Source organism: Hyphomonas sp. BRH_c22 (assembly GCF_000961795.1).
Taxonomy (GTDB): domain Bacteria; phylum Pseudomonadota; class Alphaproteobacteria; order Caulobacterales; family Hyphomonadaceae; genus Hyphomonas.
This window is the reverse complement of record NZ_LADU01000057.1, coordinates 1-21,734: the sequence shown is the minus strand read 5'-3', so window position 1 is coordinate 21,734 and position 21,734 is coordinate 1. Positions and strand designations below refer to the sequence as shown.

The 21,734-nt window shown below is 62.5% G+C and carries 22 protein-coding genes and 1 tRNA gene; 7 read left to right on the top strand and 16 right to left on the bottom strand.

Translation table 11 applies throughout. The features are described from left to right. Nucleotides 1-8 precede the first annotated feature (8 nt). Both VR74_RS20640 and hemC read right to left on the bottom strand, forming a co-directional pair. On the bottom strand, nt 9-722 hold the full coding sequence (locus VR74_RS20640) for a uroporphyrinogen-III synthase (protein ID WP_299949826.1): 714 nt from the start codon (nt 720-722) through the stop codon (nt 9-11). After that, the gene (gene hemC, locus VR74_RS07360; protein WP_045695577.1) at nt 719-1,702 is read right to left on the bottom strand and encodes a hydroxymethylbilane synthase; all 984 of its coding nucleotides are present in this window, start codon (nt 1,700-1,702) and stop codon (nt 719-721) included. The genes VR74_RS20640 and hemC overlap by 4 nt, the downstream gene beginning before the upstream one ends. Before the next feature lie 105 nt (nt 1,703-1,807). Between hemC and VR74_RS07355 the strand changes: the two genes are divergently transcribed. Beyond that, nucleotides 1,808-3,691 carry a DUF885 family protein gene (locus VR74_RS07355; RefSeq protein WP_045695575.1) on the top strand — a complete coding sequence of 628 codons (1,884 nt, stop codon included), beginning with the start codon at nt 1,808-1,810 and terminating at the stop codon, nt 3,689-3,691. 79 nt (nt 3,692-3,770) lie between these two features. Continuing rightward, nucleotides 3,771-4,955 (top strand): acyl-CoA dehydrogenase family protein, encoded by a 1,185-nt coding sequence (locus tag VR74_RS07350; protein ID WP_045695574.1) that lies wholly within the window; start codon nt 3,771-3,773, stop codon nt 4,953-4,955. Here VR74_RS07350 and VR74_RS07345 read toward each other — a convergent pair. Both VR74_RS07345 and VR74_RS07340 read right to left on the bottom strand, forming a co-directional pair. Then, entirely contained in the window at nt 4,952-5,458 is a 507-nt protein-coding gene (locus tag VR74_RS07345) for a disulfide bond formation protein B (protein WP_045695572.1), read from the bottom strand. The genes VR74_RS07350 and VR74_RS07345 overlap by 4 nt on opposite strands. 47 nt (nt 5,459-5,505) lie before the next feature. Next, the gene (locus VR74_RS07340; protein WP_299949824.1) at nt 5,506-6,195 is read right to left on the bottom strand and encodes an exopolysaccharide biosynthesis protein; all 690 of its coding nucleotides are present in this window, start codon (nt 6,193-6,195) and stop codon (nt 5,506-5,508) included. A 41-nt stretch (nt 6,196-6,236) separates the two neighbouring features. On the opposite strand from VR74_RS07340, the gene VR74_RS07335 reads away from it, so the two are divergent. Then, nucleotides 6,237-6,323 (top strand) — tRNA-Leu (locus tag VR74_RS07335). A gap of 29 nt (nt 6,324-6,352) precedes the next feature. Here VR74_RS07335 and VR74_RS07330 read toward each other — a convergent pair. The 8 genes from VR74_RS07330 to VR74_RS07295 all read right to left on the bottom strand — a co-directional run bounded on the left by VR74_RS07330 (nt 6,353) and on the right by VR74_RS07295 (nt 14,734). After that, nucleotides 6,353-7,171, bottom strand: coding sequence for a PhzF family phenazine biosynthesis protein (locus tag VR74_RS07330; protein ID WP_045695571.1), 819 nt, complete (start codon nt 7,169-7,171; stop codon nt 6,353-6,355). Between the two features lie 134 nt (nt 7,172-7,305). Beyond that, nucleotides 7,306-8,124 carry a bifunctional hydroxymethylpyrimidine kinase/phosphomethylpyrimidine kinase gene (gene thiD, locus VR74_RS07325; RefSeq protein ID WP_045695569.1) on the bottom strand — a complete coding sequence of 273 codons (819 nt, stop codon included), beginning with the start codon at nt 8,122-8,124 and terminating at the stop codon, nt 7,306-7,308. A gap of 3 nt (nt 8,125-8,127) precedes the next feature. Beyond that, a complete protein-coding gene (gene fsa, locus VR74_RS07320) occupies nt 8,128-8,778 on the bottom strand; it encodes a fructose-6-phosphate aldolase (RefSeq protein WP_045695568.1) in 651 nt (216 codons plus the stop codon). Nucleotides 8,779-8,811: 33 nt separating this feature from the next. Then, a complete protein-coding gene (locus VR74_RS07315) occupies nt 8,812-10,116 on the bottom strand; it encodes a UDP-glucose/GDP-mannose dehydrogenase family protein (RefSeq protein ID WP_045695566.1) in 1,305 nt (434 codons plus the stop codon). Nucleotides 10,117-10,209: 93 nt separating this feature from the next. Next, nucleotides 10,210-10,638 (bottom strand): hypothetical protein, encoded by a 429-nt coding sequence (locus tag VR74_RS07310; protein ID WP_045695565.1) that lies wholly within the window; start codon nt 10,636-10,638, stop codon nt 10,210-10,212. 5 nt (nt 10,639-10,643) lie between these two features. Next, nucleotides 10,644-12,158, bottom strand: a complete 1,515-nt coding sequence (locus VR74_RS07305; protein WP_045695590.1) for a phosphomannomutase/phosphoglucomutase — start codon at nt 12,156-12,158, stop codon at nt 10,644-10,646. Nucleotides 12,159-12,269: 111 nt separating this feature from the next. Further along, entirely contained in the window at nt 12,270-12,989 is a 720-nt protein-coding gene (locus tag VR74_RS07300; protein ID WP_045695563.1) for a type 1 glutamine amidotransferase, read from the bottom strand. After that, nucleotides 12,986-14,734 carry a DUF885 domain-containing protein gene (locus tag VR74_RS07295; protein WP_299949820.1) on the bottom strand — a complete coding sequence of 583 codons (1,749 nt, stop codon included), beginning with the start codon at nt 14,732-14,734 and terminating at the stop codon, nt 12,986-12,988. Before VR74_RS07295 ends, VR74_RS07300 begins: the two co-directional genes overlap by 4 nt. 92 nt (nt 14,735-14,826) lie before the next feature. On the opposite strand from VR74_RS07295, the gene sdhC reads away from it, so the two are divergent. The 4 genes from sdhC to VR74_RS07275 are packed head-to-tail and all read left to right on the top strand — an operon-like array spanning nt 14,827 to nt 18,237. Then, the gene (gene sdhC / locus VR74_RS07290) at nt 14,827-15,225 is read left to right on the top strand and encodes a succinate dehydrogenase, cytochrome b556 subunit (protein ID WP_045695562.1); all 399 of its coding nucleotides are present in this window, start codon (nt 14,827-14,829) and stop codon (nt 15,223-15,225) included. A 12-nt stretch (nt 15,226-15,237) separates the two neighbouring features. After that, a complete protein-coding gene (gene sdhD, locus VR74_RS07285; protein WP_045695560.1) occupies nt 15,238-15,633 on the top strand; it encodes a succinate dehydrogenase, hydrophobic membrane anchor protein in 396 nt (131 codons plus the stop codon). A 23-nt stretch (nt 15,634-15,656) separates the two neighbouring features. After that, nucleotides 15,657-17,444: a succinate dehydrogenase flavoprotein subunit gene (sdhA, locus tag VR74_RS07280; RefSeq protein WP_045695587.1), complete on the top strand. Its 1,788-nt coding sequence runs from the start codon at nt 15,657-15,659 to the stop codon at nt 17,442-17,444. 10 nt (nt 17,445-17,454) lie between these two features. After that, a complete protein-coding gene (locus tag VR74_RS07275) occupies nt 17,455-18,237 on the top strand; it encodes a succinate dehydrogenase iron-sulfur subunit (RefSeq protein ID WP_045695559.1) in 783 nt (260 codons plus the stop codon). Between the two features lie 14 nt (nt 18,238-18,251). Here the strand turns inward: VR74_RS07275 and VR74_RS07270 are convergent, their stop codons facing one another. From VR74_RS07270 to VR74_RS07255, 4 genes are all read right to left on the bottom strand, one after another. After that, entirely contained in the window at nt 18,252-19,256 is a 1,005-nt protein-coding gene (locus VR74_RS07270; RefSeq protein ID WP_045695557.1) for an alpha/beta hydrolase, read from the bottom strand. A gap of 60 nt (nt 19,257-19,316) precedes the next feature. Then, complete coding sequence (locus VR74_RS07265; RefSeq protein WP_045695556.1) at nt 19,317-20,069, bottom strand: HesA/MoeB/ThiF family protein; 753 nt, start codon at nt 20,067-20,069, stop codon at nt 19,317-19,319. Next, nucleotides 20,066-20,659 (bottom strand): nicotinate-nucleotide adenylyltransferase, encoded by a 594-nt coding sequence (locus VR74_RS07260; protein WP_045695554.1) that lies wholly within the window; start codon nt 20,657-20,659, stop codon nt 20,066-20,068. The genes VR74_RS07265 and VR74_RS07260 overlap by 4 nt, the downstream gene beginning before the upstream one ends. Next, a partial coding sequence (locus VR74_RS07255; protein ID WP_045695553.1) for a glutamate-5-semialdehyde dehydrogenase occupies nt 20,656-21,734 on the bottom strand: 1,079 nt, incomplete at its 5' end. The genes VR74_RS07255 and VR74_RS07260, both read right to left, overlap by 4 nt.

Below are 21,734 nucleotides of genomic sequence, written 5' to 3'. Positions count from 1 at the left end.
GGTCGCAATCAGAGCGCCCGCACGACTGCATCAAGCGCGTCCATCAGTGCCGTCTCGCTGGGGCTTGCCGCCTTGATGATCGCCAGCGCCCCGCACCCGTCGAGCGGCCGGCTCGCCGCATCCGAGATCGCCACGAAAACCACGTTCGACAAGTCGATCCCTGCGGCCGCCTCACGGAACGCGGCAGCCCCCTTGGCCGAATGGATCAGGACAACACAGCGTGGCGCAGCGCTGAGCGCAGCCAGGGCCGCAGGCGCCAGCGCGCGGACCGGCACCGTGCGGTAAAGCGCACAAAAGCGCGCATCGAGTCCTGCAACTTTCAGCGTCGCAACCAGATCGCCCGCTGCGGCCGCGTTCGCAATATGCAGCAGCGCGCCCGTCTGCGCCTCAGGCGCGGCAAGGATCATCGCGGCGAGATCGGCGGCGTTGCCACTTCCCTCGCGCACATCCCTGCCACCCCCCTGCCGCACCGCCGCCGCCGTCGCTTCACCCACACACCACACCACTGCCGCACCCATCCCGCCGCGCTCCAGGAAGTAACGGACACCGTTCGCACTGGTGAAAATCAGGTGACGGATACCGGTCATGTCCGGCACCGCGTCCGGCAGGCGCTCCAGCGTCAGGGCGGGTGAAAGAACAGCCTCGTAACCAGCAGCCGTGAGGCGCGAAACTGTATCGGCCGCTGCAGGCTCGGCCCGTGTCACGATGACCGGAAGGTTCACCAGTCCCCCACGAATGCCGGCAGCGCCCCGCCCGTTGCTGCACGAATCTCAGCCGCAACCGCCCGCCCGAGCGCCGCCAGCTGCGTCTCGCTCGCCCCCTTGCGGCACGTGCCGTCCGCCCGCCAGCGCTGCTGGCCATCCAGTGCGAGGACCTCGCCAATCAGCTCCCAGTCCTCGCCTCTATCAAACAAATGGGCAGCTATCGGTGTCCGGCAGCTGCCGTCGAGCGCCCCCAGAAACGCCCGCTCCGCTGTCGCGGCTGCGCGGGTCTCGTCATGATCGATCAGGCGCAGAGCCTCGCGCACCACGGCCGGGCCATCCTCGCGCATCACGACACCGATAATTCCCTGCCCGGCGGAGGGCAGCATCTCTTCCATCGGAATCGGCGTCGCCAGATGCGCTAGCCCCAGCCGCGTCAGACCCGCCATCGCGAGATAGGTGGCGTCGGCCAGCCCCTCTTCCAGTTTGCGCATCCGTGTCGCCACGTTTCCCCGAAATGTCACGATCTCGACATCCGGTCGCAGCGCCAGTGTCTGGGATTCCCGGCGCAGCGACGCCGTGCCCACTTTGGCCCCTTCGGGCAGGTCCGACAGACGGGTCGCCCTTGGCGACAGGAACCCTTCGCGCGGATCTTCGCGTTCCGGATAGGCGGCAAATATCTGACCCACCGGCAGGACAACCGGCACGTCCTTCAGGCTGTGGACATTGATATCCACATCGCCGCGATCCAGCGCTGCATCCAGTTCGCGCGTGAAAAGCCCCTTGCCGCCTGCATTGATCAGGCGCTCGGTCGTCAGCTGGTCGCCGCTCGTGGTGAAGGGCACGATTTCACCGCGCAAGGCACCACCGGAACTCACCTCAAGCGAAGCGGCAATCTGGCGCGCCTGCACCAGGGCAAGCGGCGATCCGCGTGTGCCGATGCGCACGGTTTGCTGGTCACCGGGCACGGCATTGTCGGAAGAACGGCGTGGGTCTGTCATGACACTCCTCTACCCGCCATCCACACGCTTGCCAATTGACAGCCCGCCGCAGAAGGCGATACGTCGTCATATCGTTAATCGGAAATAATCCCAGGGAGTTCCCTCATGATGCGCAGCTCAGTCTCCGCCCTCGCCCTCGCCTTTGTCCTTTCCGCCTGTGCCAGCCAGAGCGTGCCCGCCGAAAACCTTGAAACGGTCGCAGCCGTCGAAGCGCCAGCCGAATCCGCTGAAGAACTGAGCGCCCGGCTGAACGCCTGGTTCGACGTGAAATACGAAGAACAGCTGCAATTCAGCCCGATCGGCTTGTCGTTTCTGGGCCGCAAAGACCTGAACGACCAGATCGACTGCCTGACCTTCGCCTGTCAGGATGAACAACTGGCCTGGCAGAAAGCGGCAACCGAGGAAATGGAAGCCTCGTTTGACTACGATGCGCTCTCGCCAGCAGACAAAATGTCCTACGACCTCTGGAAATACCAGTACGACCAGGCCGCCGAAGGCGCTGCCTATCGCTATAATGGCTTCGTATTTGACCAGATGAACGGTCTCCAGAATTTCCTGCCGACCTTCCTGATCGGCTTTCACGCCGTAGACACACCTGAAGACATGACCGCCTACATCAAGCGAATCGGTGAGAGCGCCCGAGCACTTCGCGAAGCGATCGCAGTCGCGAAAGAGTCCGCCGAGCGCGGCGTACACGCACCGAAATTCGCCTATGAGGGCGTGATCGACCAGTCGAAGAAGATCATCACCGGCGCACCGTTCACCGAGGGTGAAGACAGCGCCCTCCTCGCCGACATCAAGTCCGACATCAAACTGCTCGTTGACGCCGGCAGCATTGACGAAGTCCAAGGCGGCGCCTTCCTCGCAGAGGCCGAAGAGGCGCTGAAGGGCGACTTCCTGAGCGCCTACAAGGAAATCATCGCCTTTGCGACAGAAGACATGGCAAATTCGCCAGACTCGACGCAGCCCGTCGGCGCCTACCTCCAGCCGGATGGGGCAAATTACTACAATTTCCGCCTCAAGACTCAGACGACGACCAGCATGACCGCTGACGAGATCCACGAACTGGGCCTGAAGGAAGTCGCACGTATCCGCGGCGACATGGAAGCCATCAAGGCGTCGGTCGGATTCGAGGGTACGCTGAACGAATTCTTCACCATGCTCCGGGACAGCAAGGATGATGAGCGGTTCTACTATCCAGACACCGACGAAGGTCGCCTCGCCTACATCGCCGATGCAACGGCTGACATCGAGCGCATCAAGGCCGAGCTGCCGAACTATTTCGGCATCCTGCCAAAGGCCGACCTCGTCGTGAAGCGGGTCGAAGCCTTCCGCGAGCAGGACGGCGCCGCGCAGCATTATTTCCCCGGCACGCCCGATGGCACGCGTCCCGGCATCTATTATGCCCACCTGTCAGACATGACAGCGATGCCGAAGCGTGAACTGGAAGTCATCGCCTACCATGAAGGCATTCCGGGCCACCACATGCAGATCGCCATCGCGCAGGAACTGACCGGCGTTCCGCAATTCCGGACGCAGGCAAACTTCACCGCCTATGCTGAAGGCTGGGGCCTCTATTCCGAATGGCTCGCCAAGGAAATGCCCGGAACCTATGATGACCCGTATTCCGATTTTGGCCGCCTCGGCTCTGAAATGTGGCGCGCCATCCGCCTGGTCATCGACACAGGTCTTCATTCGAAAGGCTGGACCGAGGAACAGGCCGTTCAGTACTTCCTCGACAATGCCGCGATCACCGAGACTCAGGCACGTTCGGAAGTCCAACGCTATATCGTGATGCCGGGCCAGGCGACCGCCTACAAGATCGGCATGATCAAGATCCAGGAACTGCGCGCGAAGGCCGAAAGCGAACTTGGTGACAAGTTTGACATTCGCGGCTTCCACGACACCGTGCTTGGCGGCGGTGCCATGCCGCTCGAACTGCTCGAGCGCAAGGTCGACGACTGGATCGAGGAAGTGAAAGCCGCCTGAGGCAAGGCCATACGTTGGGGCAGGCCTTGCCACGGGCCGGGCCTGCCCTACGCTCGCTCCTGATAGAGGGAGCGCAAAGATGAACCTGACATTCAGTCCTGAAACCGAGATTTTCCGCGCCAAGGTGCGGCATTTCTTCGAAACCGGGTTTCCCGCAGACATCATTGCGAAAAACCGTGCAGGCGAAGCACTCACAACGGAAGACATCCGGCGCTCGGAAATGGCGCTTGGCGCCAAGGGCTGGCTCGCAAGTGCCTGGCCTGAAGCGTATGGCGGTCCCGGCTGGTCGGTCGAAGAGCAATACGTGTTCGATGAAGAGCTTGAACGCGCCGGCGTGCCGACTGTCACCCCGATGGGCGTCGTCTATGTCGGCCCGGTTCTCTACACATTCGCCTCGGATCAACAGAAGGCCAAATGGCTGCCGGGAATCCGCGACGGCTCCGTCGGCTGGGCGCAGGGTTATTCCGAACCGGGCTCCGGCTCCGATCTCGCCTCCTTGCAGTTCAGCGCCGTTCTGGAGAACGGAACCTACACCCTGAATGGCCACAAGATATGGACCTCGGCCGCGCAGCATGCCGACTGGATCTTCCTGCTCGCGCGGACAAGCAATGAAGGCAAGAAGCAGGAGGGCATCACATTCATCTGCTGCCCCATGGACGCGCCGGGCGTAACGCTCATACCGATCATCACGATTGACGGGAAACACGTCCTCAACGAGGTCCTGTTCGATAATGTGAAAGTGCCGGAAGACTATCGCATCGGCGAAGAGGGCAAGGGCTGGACCTATTCCCAATACCTCCTCGGATTCGAACGCACCTCGTATGCCCGCATTGGCGGCAAGCGTGCCATGCTGCGCCATGTGCGCGAACTGGCCACGGCCATGCCGGATGGCGGCAATCATCGCCTGATCGACGACCCGGCCTTCGCGCAAAAGCTGACAGCGGCCGAAATGGCCGTTGATGGACTGGAAATGACGGTCTTTCGTGTTCTATCCGGGCTTTCTTCGGGCGGATCTCCGGGCGACGCAGCCTCGACAATCAAGATCCTCGCGACCCAGACGCACCAGCAGATTACCGAGCTTTTCCTCGATACCGCCGCCGCGTTTGCCCAGCCCGGCTTCGGCGCCAATGCGTCGGAGATCGGCCTGCCTCTCCATGCCGCCAAGGACGTGTCGTCCTATTTTGCCGGGCGCGCCCAGTCGATCTATGGCGGAACCAACGAGATCCAGCGCACGATCATCGCCCGCAAGGTGCTCGGCCTTTAGCGGCGAACTGTAGCGGCGGCTGCGACAAAGCTGGCAGCTGACAGGATCAGCGAGACCACGCCATTCCATCCCGCCATGGACAGGCCAAGGATGTAAAACGGCGCCGCTGTGCAATCTGCCACGTGGAAAGACTGGTTCAGGTCCCTGAATTCGAGCGGGTTCACGGCCCCTCCGGCTGCACACCCGGCGGGCGGCGGAAAAATCTTCCACTCCACCCCTGAATGGTAGGCCGCCACCACTGCGCCCACCCCGAATACAAGCCCGATCAGCACGTTCAGCGCCACCAGAAACCGCCTCTTCGGCCGCCACTTCCAGATTGCCAGGCCCGTGATCGTCATGGCGATCAGGGCCCAGTAGACTTCTCTCTGACGCAGGCAAAGCGGGCAGGGTGGAAGTTGGCCAATCCGTTCGAACGCGTGGGCGATGGCAATCATCATCGCGGAGATGATCACGGCCGCAACCGGCCAGGCCCAATCCTTCAAGAGGTTTTCCAGTTTCAGCATGCCGCCACTAAGACCTTACAGGTCACCGGCCACAATGCGGCGGAGCGTCACGATGCCGTGAAACCGATCACCCAGTCCTTGAGCGTCCCGATCGCTGCCAGCAATGCCACGGGACCGAGCACGACGAGACCGAAGACCCATGCGAACCCGAGAAGCAGACCGAGAATCACCAGTACGCCGTCCTTGTTTATCAGCCCGAAGCTCGCCAGGGCGACGCCAAACCCGGGCACGGTATTGGTCATTGGCAGGGGCACCATGATGGATGCACTGAAAAGGCACAGAAACAGTCCGATGATGCGCTCTGAACGCCTGCCCGTTATGCCGGTCAGTCGGGGCTTGGAGAAGGTTTCGATCCAGCCGAGCCATTTTCGCCCGCCTTTGGCCATTTGGGTCAGGCCCTTACGGTCAATTTTGCGCTGGCTGAACTTGTCCGGCATCCATGGCTGGTCCCGGCCAGCCGCCATTTGCCCGGCAAGCGCCATCATGGGAAGCGAAACGACCTGGGGAACACCGTAGAGGAAAGGGATGCAGCAGGGCAGCGCCAAAAAGAACAGGCCGGCGCCGAACGCACTTTCGTCGAGTTGGTCAAGTATCTCGCGGAGCGTGAACCCATCCTCAGGTGCTCGCTCGGCCATGGCCTCTAGGGTTTGAAGGAGCGTCAGGGCCGCAGGCATGGAAGCTGTTGTCATGCGCGTCGTGTTATCGATCTTTGCTGGCCGCGTCGAGACGATTGACATGACATACTGCCATGCGGCAGGAGAGGCCTTCCCTGAAGAGGGCCTCTGTGGCGGAACTGGTAGACGCGACGGATTCAAAATCCGTTTCTGGTGACAGAGTGCCGGTTCGAGTCCGGCCAGAGGTACCATCAAGGCGCAACGTCCGGGCAGATCGGTCCTAGATGTGGAACCGACCCTCGATCACAGTCACGGCGCGGCCGCCGAGCTTCACACGGTCCCCCTGCAAGTGCGTATCAACCTGCGCTCCCCGGCCCGGATAGGCCTGGAAGCAAGTGAGCCTGTCTTTCCCGGAATATTCAGACATGACGCGCGCGAGCATCGTGTGCCAGCTTCCGGTTGCCGGGTCCTCATCGATGCCGCTGCCGGGCGCAAAGAAGCGGCTCGTGACGTCAACGCCGTCGCCGCCGGGCGCAAAGCACCCAAAGTTCCCGCGGTCCCACCCCTCGCCTGGCGCGCCGAGACGCTTCAGGGCCTTCAGGTCGGGCGCCAGAGCGCGAACGTCTTCGGGCGTCGCGAACCGCGCCGCATAGAACATCCCGCCCCAGGCCTGCAAAGGCCGCGCGCCAAGCGCCGACACAACGTCATCGGATACGTCAATCTCGCTCACCTGCGCTGAGGGAAAATCCATCTCGAGACGTCCATCATCCAGCTTGCGGACAGTCAGCCGGCCGGACTTCACGGTGTCGAAGCCAATCGTGCCGCCAGCAAACCCTTCATGGGCGAACAGGACGTGTGCGGCGGCGAGTGTGGCGTGGCCGCAAAGCGGCACTTCCACGGCAGGGGTGAACCAGCGCAAGTTCCAGCTGTCTTCGCCTGTACGGACAATGAAGGCGGTCTCGGCCACATTGTTCTCGGCCGCGATGGCCAGCATGACATCGTCCGGCAGAAACGCCTCAAGCGGCATGATGCAGGCCTGGTTGCCCTCGAACGGTTTCGAGGCAAACGCATCGACTTGATAGAAAGGTAGCGCAGGCATCGGAATGGCTCCATCAGAAAGCCTGTCATGTCGCACATGTCCGCGCCGACGGAAAACCAGAAATCGTAATCGGGCTTTCAGCTTTTCTATCGCATTGGGCTCCCCGTAGCGCTCAAATGCCCAATGCTGAGGCGCTATCTGTCGCGATCCACGATCCAGCCGTGGTGGACAGGACCGTGCCCGTGGCCAAACCCTTTCGCGGTGCGAATGGCCCCCGTCAGGTAGTCTCGCGCTTTTTCAACCGCATCCGGAACACTTGCACCTTGCGCAAGATAGGCAGAAATCGCGGACGCCAGCGTGCATCCGGTGCCGTGTGTCGACATCGTCACGAGTCGGGGGCCTTCAAAAATCCATTCGCCCGTCGTGGTCTGCAACACATCGGTGATCCTGTTCCCGCCGATGTGCCCCCCCTTCACCAGGGCGCCATGCGCGCCAAGTTCAAGCAAGCGCTCTGCCGCCCTGCGCTGGCCATCCACAGTCTCGACAGCCTTCCCGGTCAGGATTTCGGCTTCCGGCGCATTCGGTGTCACAAGGCGCGCGCGCGGAATAAGCTCGGATCTTATCGCCTCGACGGCCTTCACATCGACCAGCCGGTCGCCTGATGTGGCGACGATAACCGGGTCAATGACCCGCGGAACCAATTGCGCAGCCTGATCGAGGCATTCAGCGATGGCTTCCACCAGTGAGGCAGAACCAAGCATGCCGGTCTTGATCACGTCCGCGCCTATATCCGCCAGTGTGACCCTGATCTGGCCCAGCACCGCATCGGCCGGCACCGGCCAGACGCCGTGCACGCCCTTCGTGTCCTGAACAGTGATGGCGGTGACCGCCGTCATGGCGTAGCCACCCAGCATTGTCACCGTCTTGATGTCGGCCTGGATTCCCGCGCCACCGCCCGAATCCGACCCCGCCACAATCAGGACCCGGCCCCTCGGGCCTTCTGCCTCGGTCATGGCCTAGACCTTGATATCCGCTTTCTTCGCGTCAGCCAGGAAGGCCTCGAGGCCCTTGTCGGTCAGGGGATGATTGGCCAGGCTCTTGATCACGTTTGGCGGCATCGTGGCGACGTCTGCGCCTGCGAGGGCCGACAATTTCACATGGTTCGCCGTGCGGATCGACGCGGCGAGAATTTCGGTGTCGAACAGGTAATTGTCATAGATCTGGCGGATGTCGGCAATCAGTTCCATGCCGTCGATATTGATATCGTCGAGGCGGCCGATGAATGGCGAGATGAAAGCGGCGCCCGCCTTGGCGGCGAGCAGCGCCTGGTTTGCCGAGAAGCACAGCGTCACGTTTACGGCCGTTCCCTCGTCCGACAATGTGCGGCACGCCTTCAGGCCGTCCCACGTCAGTGGCAGCTTTACGGCAACATTCTCGGCGATCGCGGCAAGCTTGCGGCCCTCGCTGACCATGCCCTCCACATCGGTGGCAACAACTTCGGCACTCACCGGGCCAGCGGTCAGCCCGCAAATTTCCTTGATGACTTCCGCAAACGGCCTGCCTGACTTGGCAATCAGGGAAGGGTTGGTGGTCACACCGTCAATCAGACCGGTTGCAGCCAGCTCGGCAATATCCTTGGTGTCTGCGGTATCAACGAAGAATTTCATGTCAGGTTTCCGGTCTGGTTTTGCGAGTTGAATTCAAGGCCGCCCGATGGACGTATAGGCAAACCCGCGGGCCGCCATATCTTCGGGGGAATAGATGTTGCGCAGGTCTACCACGATATTGGAGTTGAGCGCAGCTTTTACCCGATCAAAATCGAGCGCGCGGAACTGATCCCATTCCGTGATTATGACCATGGCGTCGGCGCCTTGGATGGCCGCATAAGGGCTTGACGCGAATTCCACGCCTTCCAGCAGATGCCCCGCTTCGGTCATTGCCTCCGGATCAAAGGCGCGGACTTTGGCGCCCGCGGCCATCAGGGCGGGCAAGATGTCGAGGCTCGGCGCATCGCGCATGTCATCCGTGTTCTGCTTGAATGCCAGGCCCAGCACACCGATTGTCTTGCCTTTGACGTCCCCGCCCATTGCGCCAATGATCTTGGCCGCCATGGCCTTCTTGCGGGCCGCGTTAACTGCGACGACCGTATCGACAATGCGAACAGGCGCGCCGGCATCATTCGCTGTCTTGGTCAGCGCCAGTGTGTCTTTCGGGAAGCAGCTGCCGCCATAGCCCGGCCCGGCATTCAGGAATTTCCTGCCGATCCGGTTATCAAGGCCGATGCCGCGCGACACTTCCTGAACATTCGCACCAACCTTTTCACAGAGGTCAGCCATCTCGTTGATGAAAGTGATTTTCACGGCCAGAAATGCGTTGGCAGCATACTTGATGAGTTCCGACGTCCGGCGCTCGGTAAACAGGATCGGCGTCTCGTTGAGGAAAAGCGGGCGATAGAGCTCGCGCATCAACTGGCGGGCACGCTCATCATCGGTTCCGACGACAACGCGGTCCGGGATCTTGAAATCCTTGATCGCGGCGCCTTCGCGCAGGAATTCCGGATTGGACACAACAGCGAAATCCCCGTCAGGCCGCGCCTTGCGGATGATCTCTTCCACCTCGTCACCTGTACCGACGGGCACGGTCGACTTGGTTACCACAACGGTGAAGCCATCCATCAGGCCCGCAATCTCTTCGGCCGCCGCATAAACATAAGACAGGTCAGCATGACCGTCGCCGCGCCGCGATGGCGTGCCGACGGCAATGAAGACAGCGTCTGCATCCTTGATCGCGTCGGCGGCATCGGTCGTGAAGAAGAGGCGTTCTTCCTTGACGTTGCTTGCAACCAGGTCATCGAGTCCCGGCTCGTAGATGGGCATGATGCCGTTCTTCAGGCGCTCGATCTTCGAAGCATCCTTGTCGACGCATGTCACCACATGCCCGAAATCTGCGAAGCAGGCGCCTGATACCAGGCCGACATAGCCTGTGCCGATCATTGCCACACGCATGGTTACTTCCTTTTCTAAGGCCCGAAAATCGATGGCGCGACGGGTGCGATTTTTGAGCCATCAGGTCAAGAGGGTGCCGCAGGGGCCGCTTCGTCAGCCAGTATAGGTGATGGAACCGGAGATGCGTCTGGCTGTTTCCAATTCTGATCCATCGTCGAAATATGCGGCGACCATGACCTGGCCGTCGGCGGCGTGGGCGAAACTGTACAGTCCCTGCACGGTCGCGCCGTCCGGCCGCGCCTCCGTCAGGCAATAGCTCAGACGCCCGACACCATTCTCCAGGCTCTCGACCATGTCGGTTGCCGCTGGTGACGCCTTGGACCTGTCTCGCGTCATCCGGTCCCCGATCGACATGCCGTCTTCGGTGCCATACGCGGTCAGCCAGACCGTGAGGCCCGGGCGCCAGTAGCAAAGTCCCGATTCTTCCTCGCGGCGATTGAATTCACCCGGCAGCACGACTGCCCAGCGCTCGGTTGCCTGCTGGCGTCCGGAAACAGCGGCATAGTTGGGATTGAGCGCCATGGGCCTCAGATCTCCTGATTGTAGGCGCCAACCTCGGCATGTTTGCCGAGACGCGGTTTGATTTCCTTGTGGAAGAGATCGCGCATGTCGACCTCGCTCGCCATGGATTCGACCACCACAACCAGTTCCGGCTTGTTCGAAGATGCCCGGATAAGCACCCAGCTGCCATCCTCGAGCGTGACGCGCGCACCGTTCACCGTGTTCACATCAACGACCTTGCGGCCGAGAATTTCTGTCCCGTTAAGGGCTTCGTATTCGGCGACCATGCGGTCTACGACATCATACTTCACTTCATCCCCGCAATGCGGCGACATGGTGAGGGACGTATAAGCGACACCGAGTTCGTCACGCAGGTCAGCCATGGTCTTGCCCGGATTGCGGTCGAGCATTTCAAGGATCGCCTTGGCTGCGGTCAGGGCGCAGTCATAGCCAAGCCCTATGGGCGGGCGGAAGAAGAAGTGGCCCGACTTCTCGAAGCCTGCGAGCGCGCCGAGCTCATTCGTGCGCCGCTTGATGTAGGAGTGGCCAGTCTTGTAATAATCGACCGTGGCACCGTTTTCCCTGAGGACCGGGTCGGTCTTGTAGAGGCCCGTGGACTTCACATCGACAACGAACGTCGCATCCTTGAAATTCCGGGACAGGTCGCGCGCCAGCATCAGACCGATCTTGTCGGCATAGATTTCCTCGCCTGTATTGTCGACCACGCCGCAGCGATCGCCGTCGCCATCAAAACCGAGCGCGATGTCGGCGCCGAGTTCCTTCACGGCCTTGGACATCTCGTGCAGCATTTCGGCGTCTTCGGGGTTCGGGTTGTATTTCGGGAACGTGTTGTCGAGATTGCAGTCCATCTCGATGACTTCAGCGCCCATTGCACGCAAGGCGTCCGGGGCGAACGCGCCCGCCGTACCATTGCCGCAGGCGGCAATCACACGGATCGGACGCGACAGTTTCACGCCATCGGCCACCGACGCGATATATTTCTCGCGCATCCCATCGACGCGGTGATGCCCCCCGCCGGCCCGCGGCTGGAAATCGCCGCCCATGACGATCTCCTTCAGGCGGCCCATTTCGACGGGCCCGAAAGTCAACGGACGGTCCGCGCCCATCTTCACGCCGGTCCAACCGTTCTCGTTGTGACTTGCCGTCACCATAGCGCAGCAGGCGGCATCGAGCTCGAACTGGCTCCAGTAGACCATCGGCGACAAGGCAAGGCCCACGTCCAGCACGTCGCAGCCGCCCTGGACGAGACCGAGGATAAGAGCATTCTTGATGGGCTGGCTGATCGACCGGAAATCATGGCCCGTAACCACTTTCGGCGGCACACCCATTTCATGGAATAGTGTCGCCATGCCGAGGCCCAGGGCCTGGACGCCGGTGAAGTTGAGTTCGGGCTCTTTTTCGTGCCCGATTCCGTTGAACCACCAGCGTGCATCATACTCGCGAAAGCCGGTCGGCTTGACCAGAGGCAGGATTTCGAATTCGAGCGTATTCGGTTTGATAGCGGTGAGCGGTTTGGGCATCATGTGCGTTGCGTCTCCAGAATGTTCTGCGTCCCCGGACCAGGAATGTACCGTTGCGGATACATCATGCATCCGCTGCGCCATATGATGCAAACCATTACCGTTTGTTAATCACCGGCATCCCCGACGCCTGAGGAATGCGGCGATCCATGTCCCGAGACGCTGATTGTCGAGGGGCTGCGCAAGGCTCCGGACCGCCGCGTCGACGGCCTCATCGGACAAGGCCCCTCCCCTGCGGATCGAATACAGCGCCGCGCAATATTCCGCGCTGAACTCCGGGTGGCACTGGAAGGATATTGCCGGCGTCCAGCCATAGTCTATCGCGGCAATGGGCGTGAAATCCGACGCTGCCAGCAGGTTTGCATCAGGCGGCAGAACGACCACCTGGTCCTGGTGGCTAACGCCCACCGATATTGTCGCCGGACAGTCGCCAGCCCAGTCCGGACACGCCTTGATCTCATAGGTGTGGCGGCCGATGCCCCAGCCTTTCGGCGACTTGATCACCTTGCCGCCGAGCGCCTCGGCCATGATCTGGTGCCCGAAGCAGATGCCCACCTGCGGCAGGCGCGCATCCGCTGCAGACCGGATGAAATCCATCAGCGGCGCTATCCACGGGTCATCGTCATAGACGCCTGCGGGAGAGCCGGTGATCAATACCGCATCCAGTGCGCCGGGATCGGGCAAAACCTCGCCCTTGATCACCGAGACCGTTTCGAACTCCATGTCCGGATCGGATGCACGGACAAGTGCACGAACCATGCACGGATAGTCCACGAAGGATGCACGGATGGGCGCCGGAACGAGGCCCGTTTCAATGATGGTCAGCTTCATGGGGCGGCAGGGGGCCCGGCTTGCTGCCCGGCAATCCATGCGCTGATGCGCGTATCGAGCACATCAAGCGGAATGGCGCCTTCTTCCAGAACGGCATCGTGGAAAGCCCTGATGTCGAAGGCATCGCCCAGCGCCTCTTTGGCCGCTGCCCGCAATTCGCGGATCTTCAACTCACCCACCTTGTAGGCCACGGCCTGGCCCGGCCAGCCCATGTAGCGCGTCACCTCGATGTCGATATTCAGCGGCGCCAGCGCGCTATTGTCCGTGAAGCAGGCCTCGGCCTCGTCCCTTGTCCATCCATACCAGTGCAGCCCCGTGTCAGCGACGAGCCGGCAGGCGCGCCACATCTCCATCGACAGGCCGCCAAAGCGCTCATACGGCGTCTGGTACATGCCGGCTTCGCCGGCCAGGTATTCGGAATAAAGCCCCCAGCCTTCGCCAAACGCCGTCGCATAATAATCCTGCCGGAATTCCGGCTGGTTGCTCATTTCCTGGCTGAGCGCGATCTGGAGATGGTGCCCGGGCACGGCTTCATGGGCCGTCAGGGCCGGCAATTCGTACAGGGGACGCTGTTCCAGCGCATAGGTGTTGACCCAATAGATGCCATGACGGCCTTCCTCCGGATCGCCCTCCACGTAGCGGCCGGTTGTATAGCCCGGCGCGATGGCGTCCGGCACCGGTTCAACATCATAGGGAAGTTTCGGCAGGCGGCCGAAATAGTCCGGCAGCATGGCGTCCATGCGTGCGGCGATCTCGGATGCCTTGGCCATCAGTTCCGCGTCCGATTGGGCATAGAATTGCGGATCGGCGCGCAGGAAAGCGAGGAAGTCGGCAAAACTGCCGTCAAAGCCGATTTCATCGATGATCGCTTCCATTTCAGCCCGGATGCGCGCGACTTCACGCTCGCCAAGCTGATGGATTTCGACCGGTGAATAGCCCGCCCCCGCCGTGTGATGCTCCACAGCTGCGGCATAGGCATCATGGCCCCCCGGCAGGCCGGCAATCCCGGCGCCCGCGCGCACGTGCGGCGCATATTCCGTGACGATGAAATGGAGCGTATCCCTGTAGGCGGTGATGGCGCGCGCGACGGCCTCCAGACCTTCAACCCGCAGCCGGGCGGCTGTTTCTGCGTCCATGTCTGCCGGCAGGCTGGCGAATGGCTTGTAGAGGCCGCTTTCGGCCGGATCACTGACGATCTGCTCGCGAATCTGGTCGGTCATGGTTGCCAGCGGATCGGCGCTGGCGGTCCATCCGGTGGCCACGCCCCGGCGCATGTTCTCGATGTTCTCTGCAAAATAGCGCGGCACGTCATTCAGGCGCGCGATCCATGCTTCGGCATCTTCCTGCGAATCGAGCTTTGCCTGCATGGCGGCGAACACGGGTTCGGCCTGGAAGCCCCAGTCACCGGTGAACGGAATGCGCGCTGCGTCAAATTGGGCGTCATCAAGATCTGACCGCAGCAGCCGCTTCAGGATGGCCTTGTCGACACTGCGCGCCGTTTCAGCCGCTTCGATCCGCTCGAAAAGGCTTTCGGCCGTCGCGGTCTGGGCCGCGATGGCGTCCGGGCTGACATCGCGCCATTGACGGGCCGTCTTGCCTTCGTCGCGGGCCGCTTTCTCGGGATTCACGTCCCTGACATAGGCTTCGTATTCGACGATCAGGGGATCGAGTGGGTCACCGGCAGGCTGGGCGGCGCACAGCATGGGCATGAGTAACAGGCCAAGGCCCAGAAAAAGCGGTTTCATATTGTCGCTCCCGACGCCGTTCACGTTGACAGGATCATAGAGGCGCCTAGAACCCGAAGCCAAGCGTTTCATTACAGGTAAGGTAAGCTTTCATGTCAGGCACCAACCGGGCCGATCCCCGCCCCCTGTCACCCCATCTGCAAATCTGGCGATACCACGCGACCATGCTGGCCTCGATCACGCACCGGTTCACCGGCATGGCAATGTATTTCGGAACCTTCCTGATTGCGGCATGGCTGATCGCGCTGGCCAGCGGCCCTGAGACTTTTGCCCTGTTCGAGCCCGTGATCGCGTCGATTCCCGGCCAGGTGATCCTTTTCCTCTGGATGGTCGCCGTCCTGTTCCACTTCGCGAACGGTATCCGTTTCCTGTTCTGGGACGGCCCGCACATCGGCTTCGATCCGAAGACGGCCAGCGCCGTTTCCGTTTTCAATTATGCTTTTGCCGTTCTCGGTTCGGTGGCCATCTGGGCCACTGCGGTCTGGCTTTAAGGGGACTTCACCATGGCAAAGAGCCAATACCTCACGCCCGCCAAGGTCGCCCGCGGCCTCGGGTCGGCCAAGAGCGGCACGACCGACCATATCCGCCAGCGCGTTACGGCCATTGCCCTCGCCTTCCTGGTGCCATGGTTCCTGTTTTCGGTGATCAGCGCCTCATCGGCCGGCTATGACGGGGCAGCCGAGTGGGCCGGTAAGCCGTGGAACGCAATCCTGCTGATCCTGACAGCCGGCGCGGCGTTCTATCACATGCGCATTGGTATGCAGATCGTCATTGAGGACTATATCGCCAAGACAGGCACACGCTCGGCGCTCCTGATCCTGAACAGCTTCGCGGTAATCGCGCTGTTCGTGACGGTCGCGCTGTCTGTCCTGAAACTGTGGATTGGCGCCGGCGCCTGATGGGCGCGGCGGGAGAAACCAAGATGACCGATTACAAATTCATAGACCATACGTACGACGTCGTCGTTGTCGGCGCAGGCGGCTCCGGCCTTCGCGCCGCGCTGGGCGCGGCCCAGGCCGGATTGAAAACGGCCTGTATCACCAAGGTTTTCCCGACCCGTTCGCACACGGTGGCCGCACAGGGCGGCATCGCCGCTTCGCTCGGCAATATGGGCGAGGATAACTGGCGCTGGCACATGTATGACACCGTCAAGGGGTCTGACTGGCTCGGCGACCAGGACGCGATCGAATATCTCTGCCGCGAGGCACCGGCCGCCGTTTACGAGCTTGAGCACTGGGGCATGCCCTTCTCGCGCACCGACGAGGGCAAGATCTACCAGCGCGCCTTTGGCGGCATGACGCGCGATTTCGGCCAGGGGCCCGTGCAGCGCACCTGTGCAGCCGCTGACCGGACCGGCCACGCCATGCTGCACACGCTGTACGGCCAGTGCGTGCGCGAAGAGACCGAGTTCTTCATCGAATATATCGCCCTCGACCTGATCATGGATGACGAGGGCGTTTGCCGCGGCGTGACGGCCTGGAAACTCGATGACGGCACGCTGCACCGTTTCCGCTCGCAGAAGACGATCCTGGCGACCGGCGGCTATGGCCGCGCCTTCTTCTCGTGCACATCCGCGCATACCTGCACCGGCGACGGCAATGCCATGGTGCTGCGCGCCGGCCTGCCGCTGCAGGACATGGAATTCGTGCAATTCCACCCGACCGGCATCTATGGCTCCGGCTGCCTGATCACTGAAGGGTCGCGCGGCGAAGGCGGCTATCTCACCAATTCCGAGGGCGAGCGTTTCATGGAACGCTATGCGCCCAGCGCGAAGGACCTCGCCTCGCGCGACGTTGTCTCGCGCGCGATGACCGTGGAGATCCGCGAAGGGCGCGGTGTCGGCCCGGAAAAGGACCATATCTACCTCCACCTCGAGCACCTTGGCGCCGCCGTTCTGGCCGAGCGCCTGCCGGGCATTTCGGAAACCGCGAAGATCTTTGCGGGCGTCGATGTCACCAAGGAACCGATCCCGGTCCTGCCGACCGTGCACTACAACATGGGCGGCATCCCGACGAACTATCATGGCGAAGTGCTGACCAAGAAGAATGGCGATGCGGACTCTGTCGTGCCCGGCCTGATGGCTGTGGGCGAGGCGGCCTGCGTGTCGGTGCATGGGGCGAACCGCCTCGGCTCCAACTCTCTGATCGATCTCGTCGTGTTCGGCCGCGCGGCCGGCCTGCGCTGCGGCGCGACGACCGAAGCCGGGGCGACCCAGCCGGAACTGCCAAAGGGCGCCACCGACGGCCACCTCGCCCGCTTTGACCGGATCCGCAACGCCGCCGGCGACCAGCCGGTCGCCAAGCTGCGCCTCGAGATGCAGAAGGCCATGCAGGGAAATTGCGCCGTGTTCCGTACCGGCGACGTGCTGCGCGAAGGCATCGAGGCGATCGACGAGGTCTACAGGAAACTGCCGGGTCTCGACGTGACGGATCGCGGCATGGTCTGGAATACGGACCTGCTCGAAGCGCTCGAATTCGACAACCTCATCGCACAGGCGGCGGTTACGGTGAATTCGGCGGCCAACCGGGAAGAAAGCCGCGGCGCCCACGCCCGCGAGGACTTCTCCGAACGCGACGACGCAAAATGGATGAAACACACGCTCGCCTGGGTCGATAATGCCGGCAAGGTGACGATCGATTATCGCGGCGTGCACGATTACACGATGTCGAACGAGATCGCGTATATCGAGCCAAAAGCACGGGTTTACTAGGGGTTTTGAGATGGTCGAACTAACACTTCCGAAGAACTCCAAAGTCGGCAAGGGCAAGACCTGGCCGAAGCCGCAGGGCGCCACAAACCTGCGCCAGTTCAGGATCTACCGCTACAGCCCCGAAGAGGGCGGCAATCCCCGCTGGGACCATTACTGGGTGGACCTGGACAAGGCCGGGACGATGATCCTGGACGTCCTGCTCTACATCAAGAACAACATTGACCCGACGCTGGCCTTCCGCCGCTCGTGCCGCGAAGGTGTGTGCGGTTCCTGCTCCATGAACATTGCGGGCCACAACACGATTGCCTGCACCAAGGGCTTTGACGAGCTGCCCGGCGGCGTGATCTCGATCTCGCCCCTTCCCCACCTGCCCGTGGTCAAGGACCTGATCCCCGACCTGACCAATTTCTATGCGCAGCACGCCTATGTGCAGCCCTTCCTGAAAACGGTCACGCCAGACCCGGAAAAGGAATGGAAACAGTCCGAGGAAGACCGCAACCAGCTGAACGGCCTCTACGAGTGCATCCTGTGCGCCTGCTGCTCGACTTCCTGCCCGTCCTACTGGTGGAATGGCGACAAGTATCTCGGCCCGGCTGCGCTGCTGCAGGCCTATCGCTGGCTGATCGACAGCCGCGATGAAGCTACGGGCGAGCGCCTGGATGACCTGGAAGACCCGTTCAAACTGTACCGGTGCCACACGATCATGAACTGCGCGCAGGTTTGCCCGAAGGGCCTCAACCCGGCCAAGGCCATCGCCAAGATCAAGCACATGATGGTCGAACGCGTTTCCTGACCGGAAACGCGCCGCTATTCGGCAGGAATCTCGGCCGGTTCGGCAGCCGGACCCGGAACGTACACACGGCCTGACAGGAAGTCCCTGAGGTCTGCGAGCGATTGCTCCGCGGCTTCTTCCTGCGGCAGATGCCCCACATTGGCGTAGAGTCTGAGCTCCGACCCGGCGATGGCGGCGTTGAACTTCCTGCCGTGGTCGGCCGGGACCAGATTGTCCGCCTCGCCCTGCAGGATCAGTGTCGGCGCCTTGATCGGCGCGAGCTTCTCGTCACTGGCCCCCGTGCGGTCTGCCCGGCCTGTCATCAGATTGAGAATCGCCTCGCGATGACAGGGTGCGCGCCCAAGCGCCGCATACCGCTGGACCATTCCCTCGGTGACCAGCGACGGGTCTGCGAAACTGTCTTCGAGGCCGCTGCGGATCAATCCCGTCATGTCGAGATCCTTCATCACGCTGCGCGCGACGGGATTGGCCAGCAGCTTGAACACGAGGGGCGAGGACGCCGCCTCGTCATCCGATTTCGGCCAGCCTGACGCATCCACGAGGACCAGCCCGTCAAGCTTTTCAGGGTGGGCAAGGGCATAGTTCCACGCCGTGTGGCCGCCCATCGAACTGCCCGCAAGGGTGAAGCGTTCAATGCCAAGCTCTGTGGTCAGATGATCGATGACCTCAACAAATTGCGGCACGCCCGTCTCGGCGACATTCAGGCAGCGCGACAGGCCATGCCCGGGAAGGTCGAGCGAGACGACGCGGTAATCCTGGCGCAGGCCGCTGACCCAGGGTTCCCATGTATGAAGTGAGGCCGAGAACCCATGCACCAGCACCAGAACAGGCGCCTTGCGGGGCCCGACATCACGGTAATGAATGCGTCCGCTTTCGCCCATCGGCATGAACTTGCTCTCGGCATTGGCGTAAAGTGATTCCAGGCGGTCAAAAGCAATGTCCGGCCGGCGCAGGACGTACCAGCCCGCCGCCAGGATGATGGCAAGTGTCACGATGATGGCCACAAGGCGCTTGAACATGGAATAGATCCTCCCCGGAACTTTTTTCAGACCGCACTAGGGGAGACGGCGGTGAGCCTGTCAATCAACACGTGATTCGCTGCAAACACTACAGGTTGCATCTCTTCGCAACCCGACGGTACGTGACGTGCCCGAGAGCGCGTCAATCAGGTGAAGCCGCCCCACCAGCGGCGTGCCGGAACCGGTGATCCATTTGACGGTTTCGAGCGCCATCGCCGCACCGACCATGCCGGTGAGGGCGCCGACAACGCCAACCTCATCGCAGCCCTGCGCATCGGGAGGTGTCTCCGGCACCCAGCAGCGATAGCAGGGGGCATCCGGTATCAGGCCTGACGCGAACACGCTGACCTGGCCTGTCCATCCGGCGGCGGCGCCGTGAATGAGCGGGCGCCCGGTGGCATGGGCGACGGCGTTGAGGGCGTAGCGCGCCGGGAAATTGTCGGTCGCGTCGACAAGCACGCTGCCGGCCAGTGGGTGGCTTTCGCTCCACCTGTGGCGATGCCAGGTGATGCGGGAATCCGGGTGGGCGGTCTGCAGTCGTTCGGCCAGGATTTCGGCCTTGGAACCTCCGATATCGGCCTCTCCAAACTGCACCTGGCGCTGCAGGTTTGAGCGGTCAACGATATCATCGTCCCATATTTCGATATGGCCGATTCCGGCTGCCGCGAGATAGAGCGCGCACGGGCCGCCAAGGGCCCCTGCCCCGACAATCGACACCGAGGCGGCAAGAAGCTTCTGCACGCCGGGACCGCCAATTTCCTTGAGCAGGATATGGCGTTTGTGGCGTTCGATATCGACGTGTGTCCGGGTCATGGATGGTCCGCGCGCAGGGCGGTGGATGAGGTGGGGTCGAGCGGGGCGGTCAGGTAGGTCCAGGCGGGAGGCAGGGTGGTGGCGAGGGCGCGGGCGGCGGCCGAAGGGACGCGGCTGCGGGCAAACCGGCGGGCGAAAGGCGAGTTGCGCGCGCCCGGACCAACGCCCGGCCGGGCAACAATCGCGATGGGCAGGGTTTGCGCAATGCCCTGCCAGTTTTCCCAGAGGTGAAAGCCGACCAGATTGTCGGCCCCCATCAGCCAGACGAAATGGGCTTGCGGCGCACGGGCGACGATCGCAGCGAGCGTGTCGGCCGTGTAGGTCAGGCCGAGCTGCGCCTCGATGTCCGTGACGATCATGCGCGGATTGACCGCCACGGCCCGTGCCGAAGCCAGGCGGGCTTCAAAATCGCCGTGCGATTTTTTCAGAGGGTTGCCGCGGGCGACGATCCACCAGACCCAGTCGAGCTGGAGCCGCTTCATCGCCGTTTCGGCGACGTGGAGGTGGCCGGAATGGGCCGGGTTGAAGCTTCCGCCAAACAGGCCGATCCGCAGGCCTCGTGCCGGTCCCGGAAGCGTCAGGCGTGTCAAGGACGGGTCTGCCCCGTGCCTCTCACGACATATTTGTAGATCGTGAGCTGTTCGGCGCCGACCGGGCCGCGCGCGTGGATGCGTCCGGTCGCGATGCCGATTTCAGCGCCGAAGCCGAACTCGGCCCCATCGGCAAACTGGGTGGAGGCATTATGCAGCACGATGGCGCTGTCGACGCGGGCCAGGAATTTTTCCGCGACGCCGGCATCTTCGGTCACGATGGAATCGGTATGACCGGATGACCAGCGTTCGATATGCGCCAGCGCGCCATCGAGGCCGTCAACCACGGCGACGGACAGGACCGGGGCGAGATACTCGGTACCCCAATCCTCTTCCGTCGCGACTTTCATGCTCGGAACGATCACGCGGGCGCGTGCATCGCCGCGCAGTTCGCAGCCCGCATCTGTCAGGGCGGCCCCGATGACCGGCAGCAGTGTGTCGGCGACGGCTGCATCGATCAGCAGCGTTTCCAGCGAGCCGCACACGCCGGTCCGGCGCATCTTCGCGTTGACGACGAGATCGACCGCCTTTTGCGGGTCGGCGGCGGCATCGACATACATGTGGCAGAGGCCCTCAAGATGCCCGATCACGGGCACGCGGGCATCCTTCTGGACCCGTTCGACCAGGCTGCGGCCGCCGCGCGGGACGATCACGTCAACCTGCCCGCCAAGACCGGAGAGCATGTGCCCGACAGCGGCGCGGTCGGTCGTGCCGACGAGCTGGATCGCGTCCGCCGGGAGGTTTTCACTCGTCAGCGCCGAGCGCATGGCATCGACCAGCGCATGTGACGAGCGCGTGCTTTCCGATCCGCAGCGCAGGATCGCCGCATTGCCCGAACGCAGGCAGAGCGTGCCGGCATCGGCGGTCACATTCGGACGGCTTTCATAGATGATCCCGATGACGCCGAGCGGCACGGCGACGCGGGCAAAGTCCAGCCCGTTCGGCCGGGTCCAGCGCGCCATTTCGCGGCCGATGGGATCGGGCAGCGCGGCAATCGCCTCGACGCCGGCCACGATGCCATCGACGCGGCCTTCGTCCAGGGCGAGCCGGTCGAGCATGGCGGCGTCGAGCCCCT

Excerpts from the sequence above, each read along its gene's own strand:
- hemC (WP_045695577.1), bottom strand. The coding sequence starts at position 1,702 with ATGACAGACCCACGCCGTTCTTCCGACAATGCCGTGCCCGGTGACCAG.
- VR74_RS07355 (WP_045695575.1), top strand. The coding sequence starts at position 1,808 with ATGATGCGCAGCTCAGTCTCCGCCCTCGCCCTCGCCTTTGTCCTTTCC.
- VR74_RS07350 (WP_045695574.1), top strand. The coding sequence starts at position 3,771 with ATGAACCTGACATTCAGTCCTGAAACCGAGATTTTCCGCGCCAAGGTG.
- VR74_RS07345 (WP_045695572.1), bottom strand. The coding sequence starts at position 5,458 with ATGCTGAAACTGGAAAACCTCTTGAAGGATTGGGCCTGGCCGGTTGCG.
- VR74_RS07340 (WP_299949824.1), bottom strand. The coding sequence starts at position 6,195 with ATGTCAATCGTCTCGACGCGGCCAGCAAAGATCGATAACACGACGCGC.
- VR74_RS07330 (WP_045695571.1), bottom strand. The coding sequence starts at position 7,171 with ATGCCTGCGCTACCTTTCTATCAAGTCGATGCGTTTGCCTCGAAACCG.
- thiD (WP_045695569.1), bottom strand. The coding sequence starts at position 8,124 with ATGACCGAGGCAGAAGGCCCGAGGGGCCGGGTCCTGATTGTGGCGGGG.
- fsa (WP_045695568.1), bottom strand. The coding sequence starts at position 8,778 with ATGAAATTCTTCGTTGATACCGCAGACACCAAGGATATTGCCGAGCTG.
- VR74_RS07315 (WP_045695566.1), bottom strand. The coding sequence starts at position 10,116 with ATGCGTGTGGCAATGATCGGCACAGGCTATGTCGGCCTGGTATCAGGC.
- VR74_RS07310 (WP_045695565.1), bottom strand. The coding sequence starts at position 10,638 with ATGGCGCTCAATCCCAACTATGCCGCTGTTTCCGGACGCCAGCAGGCA.
- VR74_RS07305 (WP_045695590.1), bottom strand. The coding sequence starts at position 12,158 with ATGCCCAAACCGCTCACCGCTATCAAACCGAATACGCTCGAATTCGAA.
- VR74_RS07300 (WP_045695563.1), bottom strand. The coding sequence starts at position 12,989 with ATGAAGCTGACCATCATTGAAACGGGCCTCGTTCCGGCGCCCATCCGT.
- VR74_RS07295 (WP_299949820.1), bottom strand. The coding sequence starts at position 14,734 with ATGAAACCGCTTTTTCTGGGCCTTGGCCTGTTACTCATGCCCATGCTG.
- sdhC (WP_045695562.1), top strand. The coding sequence starts at position 14,827 with ATGTCAGGCACCAACCGGGCCGATCCCCGCCCCCTGTCACCCCATCTG.
- sdhD (WP_045695560.1), top strand. The coding sequence starts at position 15,238 with ATGGCAAAGAGCCAATACCTCACGCCCGCCAAGGTCGCCCGCGGCCTC.
- sdhA (WP_045695587.1), top strand. The coding sequence starts at position 15,657 with ATGACCGATTACAAATTCATAGACCATACGTACGACGTCGTCGTTGTC.
- VR74_RS07275 (WP_045695559.1), top strand. The coding sequence starts at position 17,455 with ATGGTCGAACTAACACTTCCGAAGAACTCCAAAGTCGGCAAGGGCAAG.
- VR74_RS07270 (WP_045695557.1), bottom strand. The coding sequence starts at position 19,256 with ATGTTCAAGCGCCTTGTGGCCATCATCGTGACACTTGCCATCATCCTG.
- VR74_RS07265 (WP_045695556.1), bottom strand. The coding sequence starts at position 20,069 with ATGACCCGGACACACGTCGATATCGAACGCCACAAACGCCATATCCTG.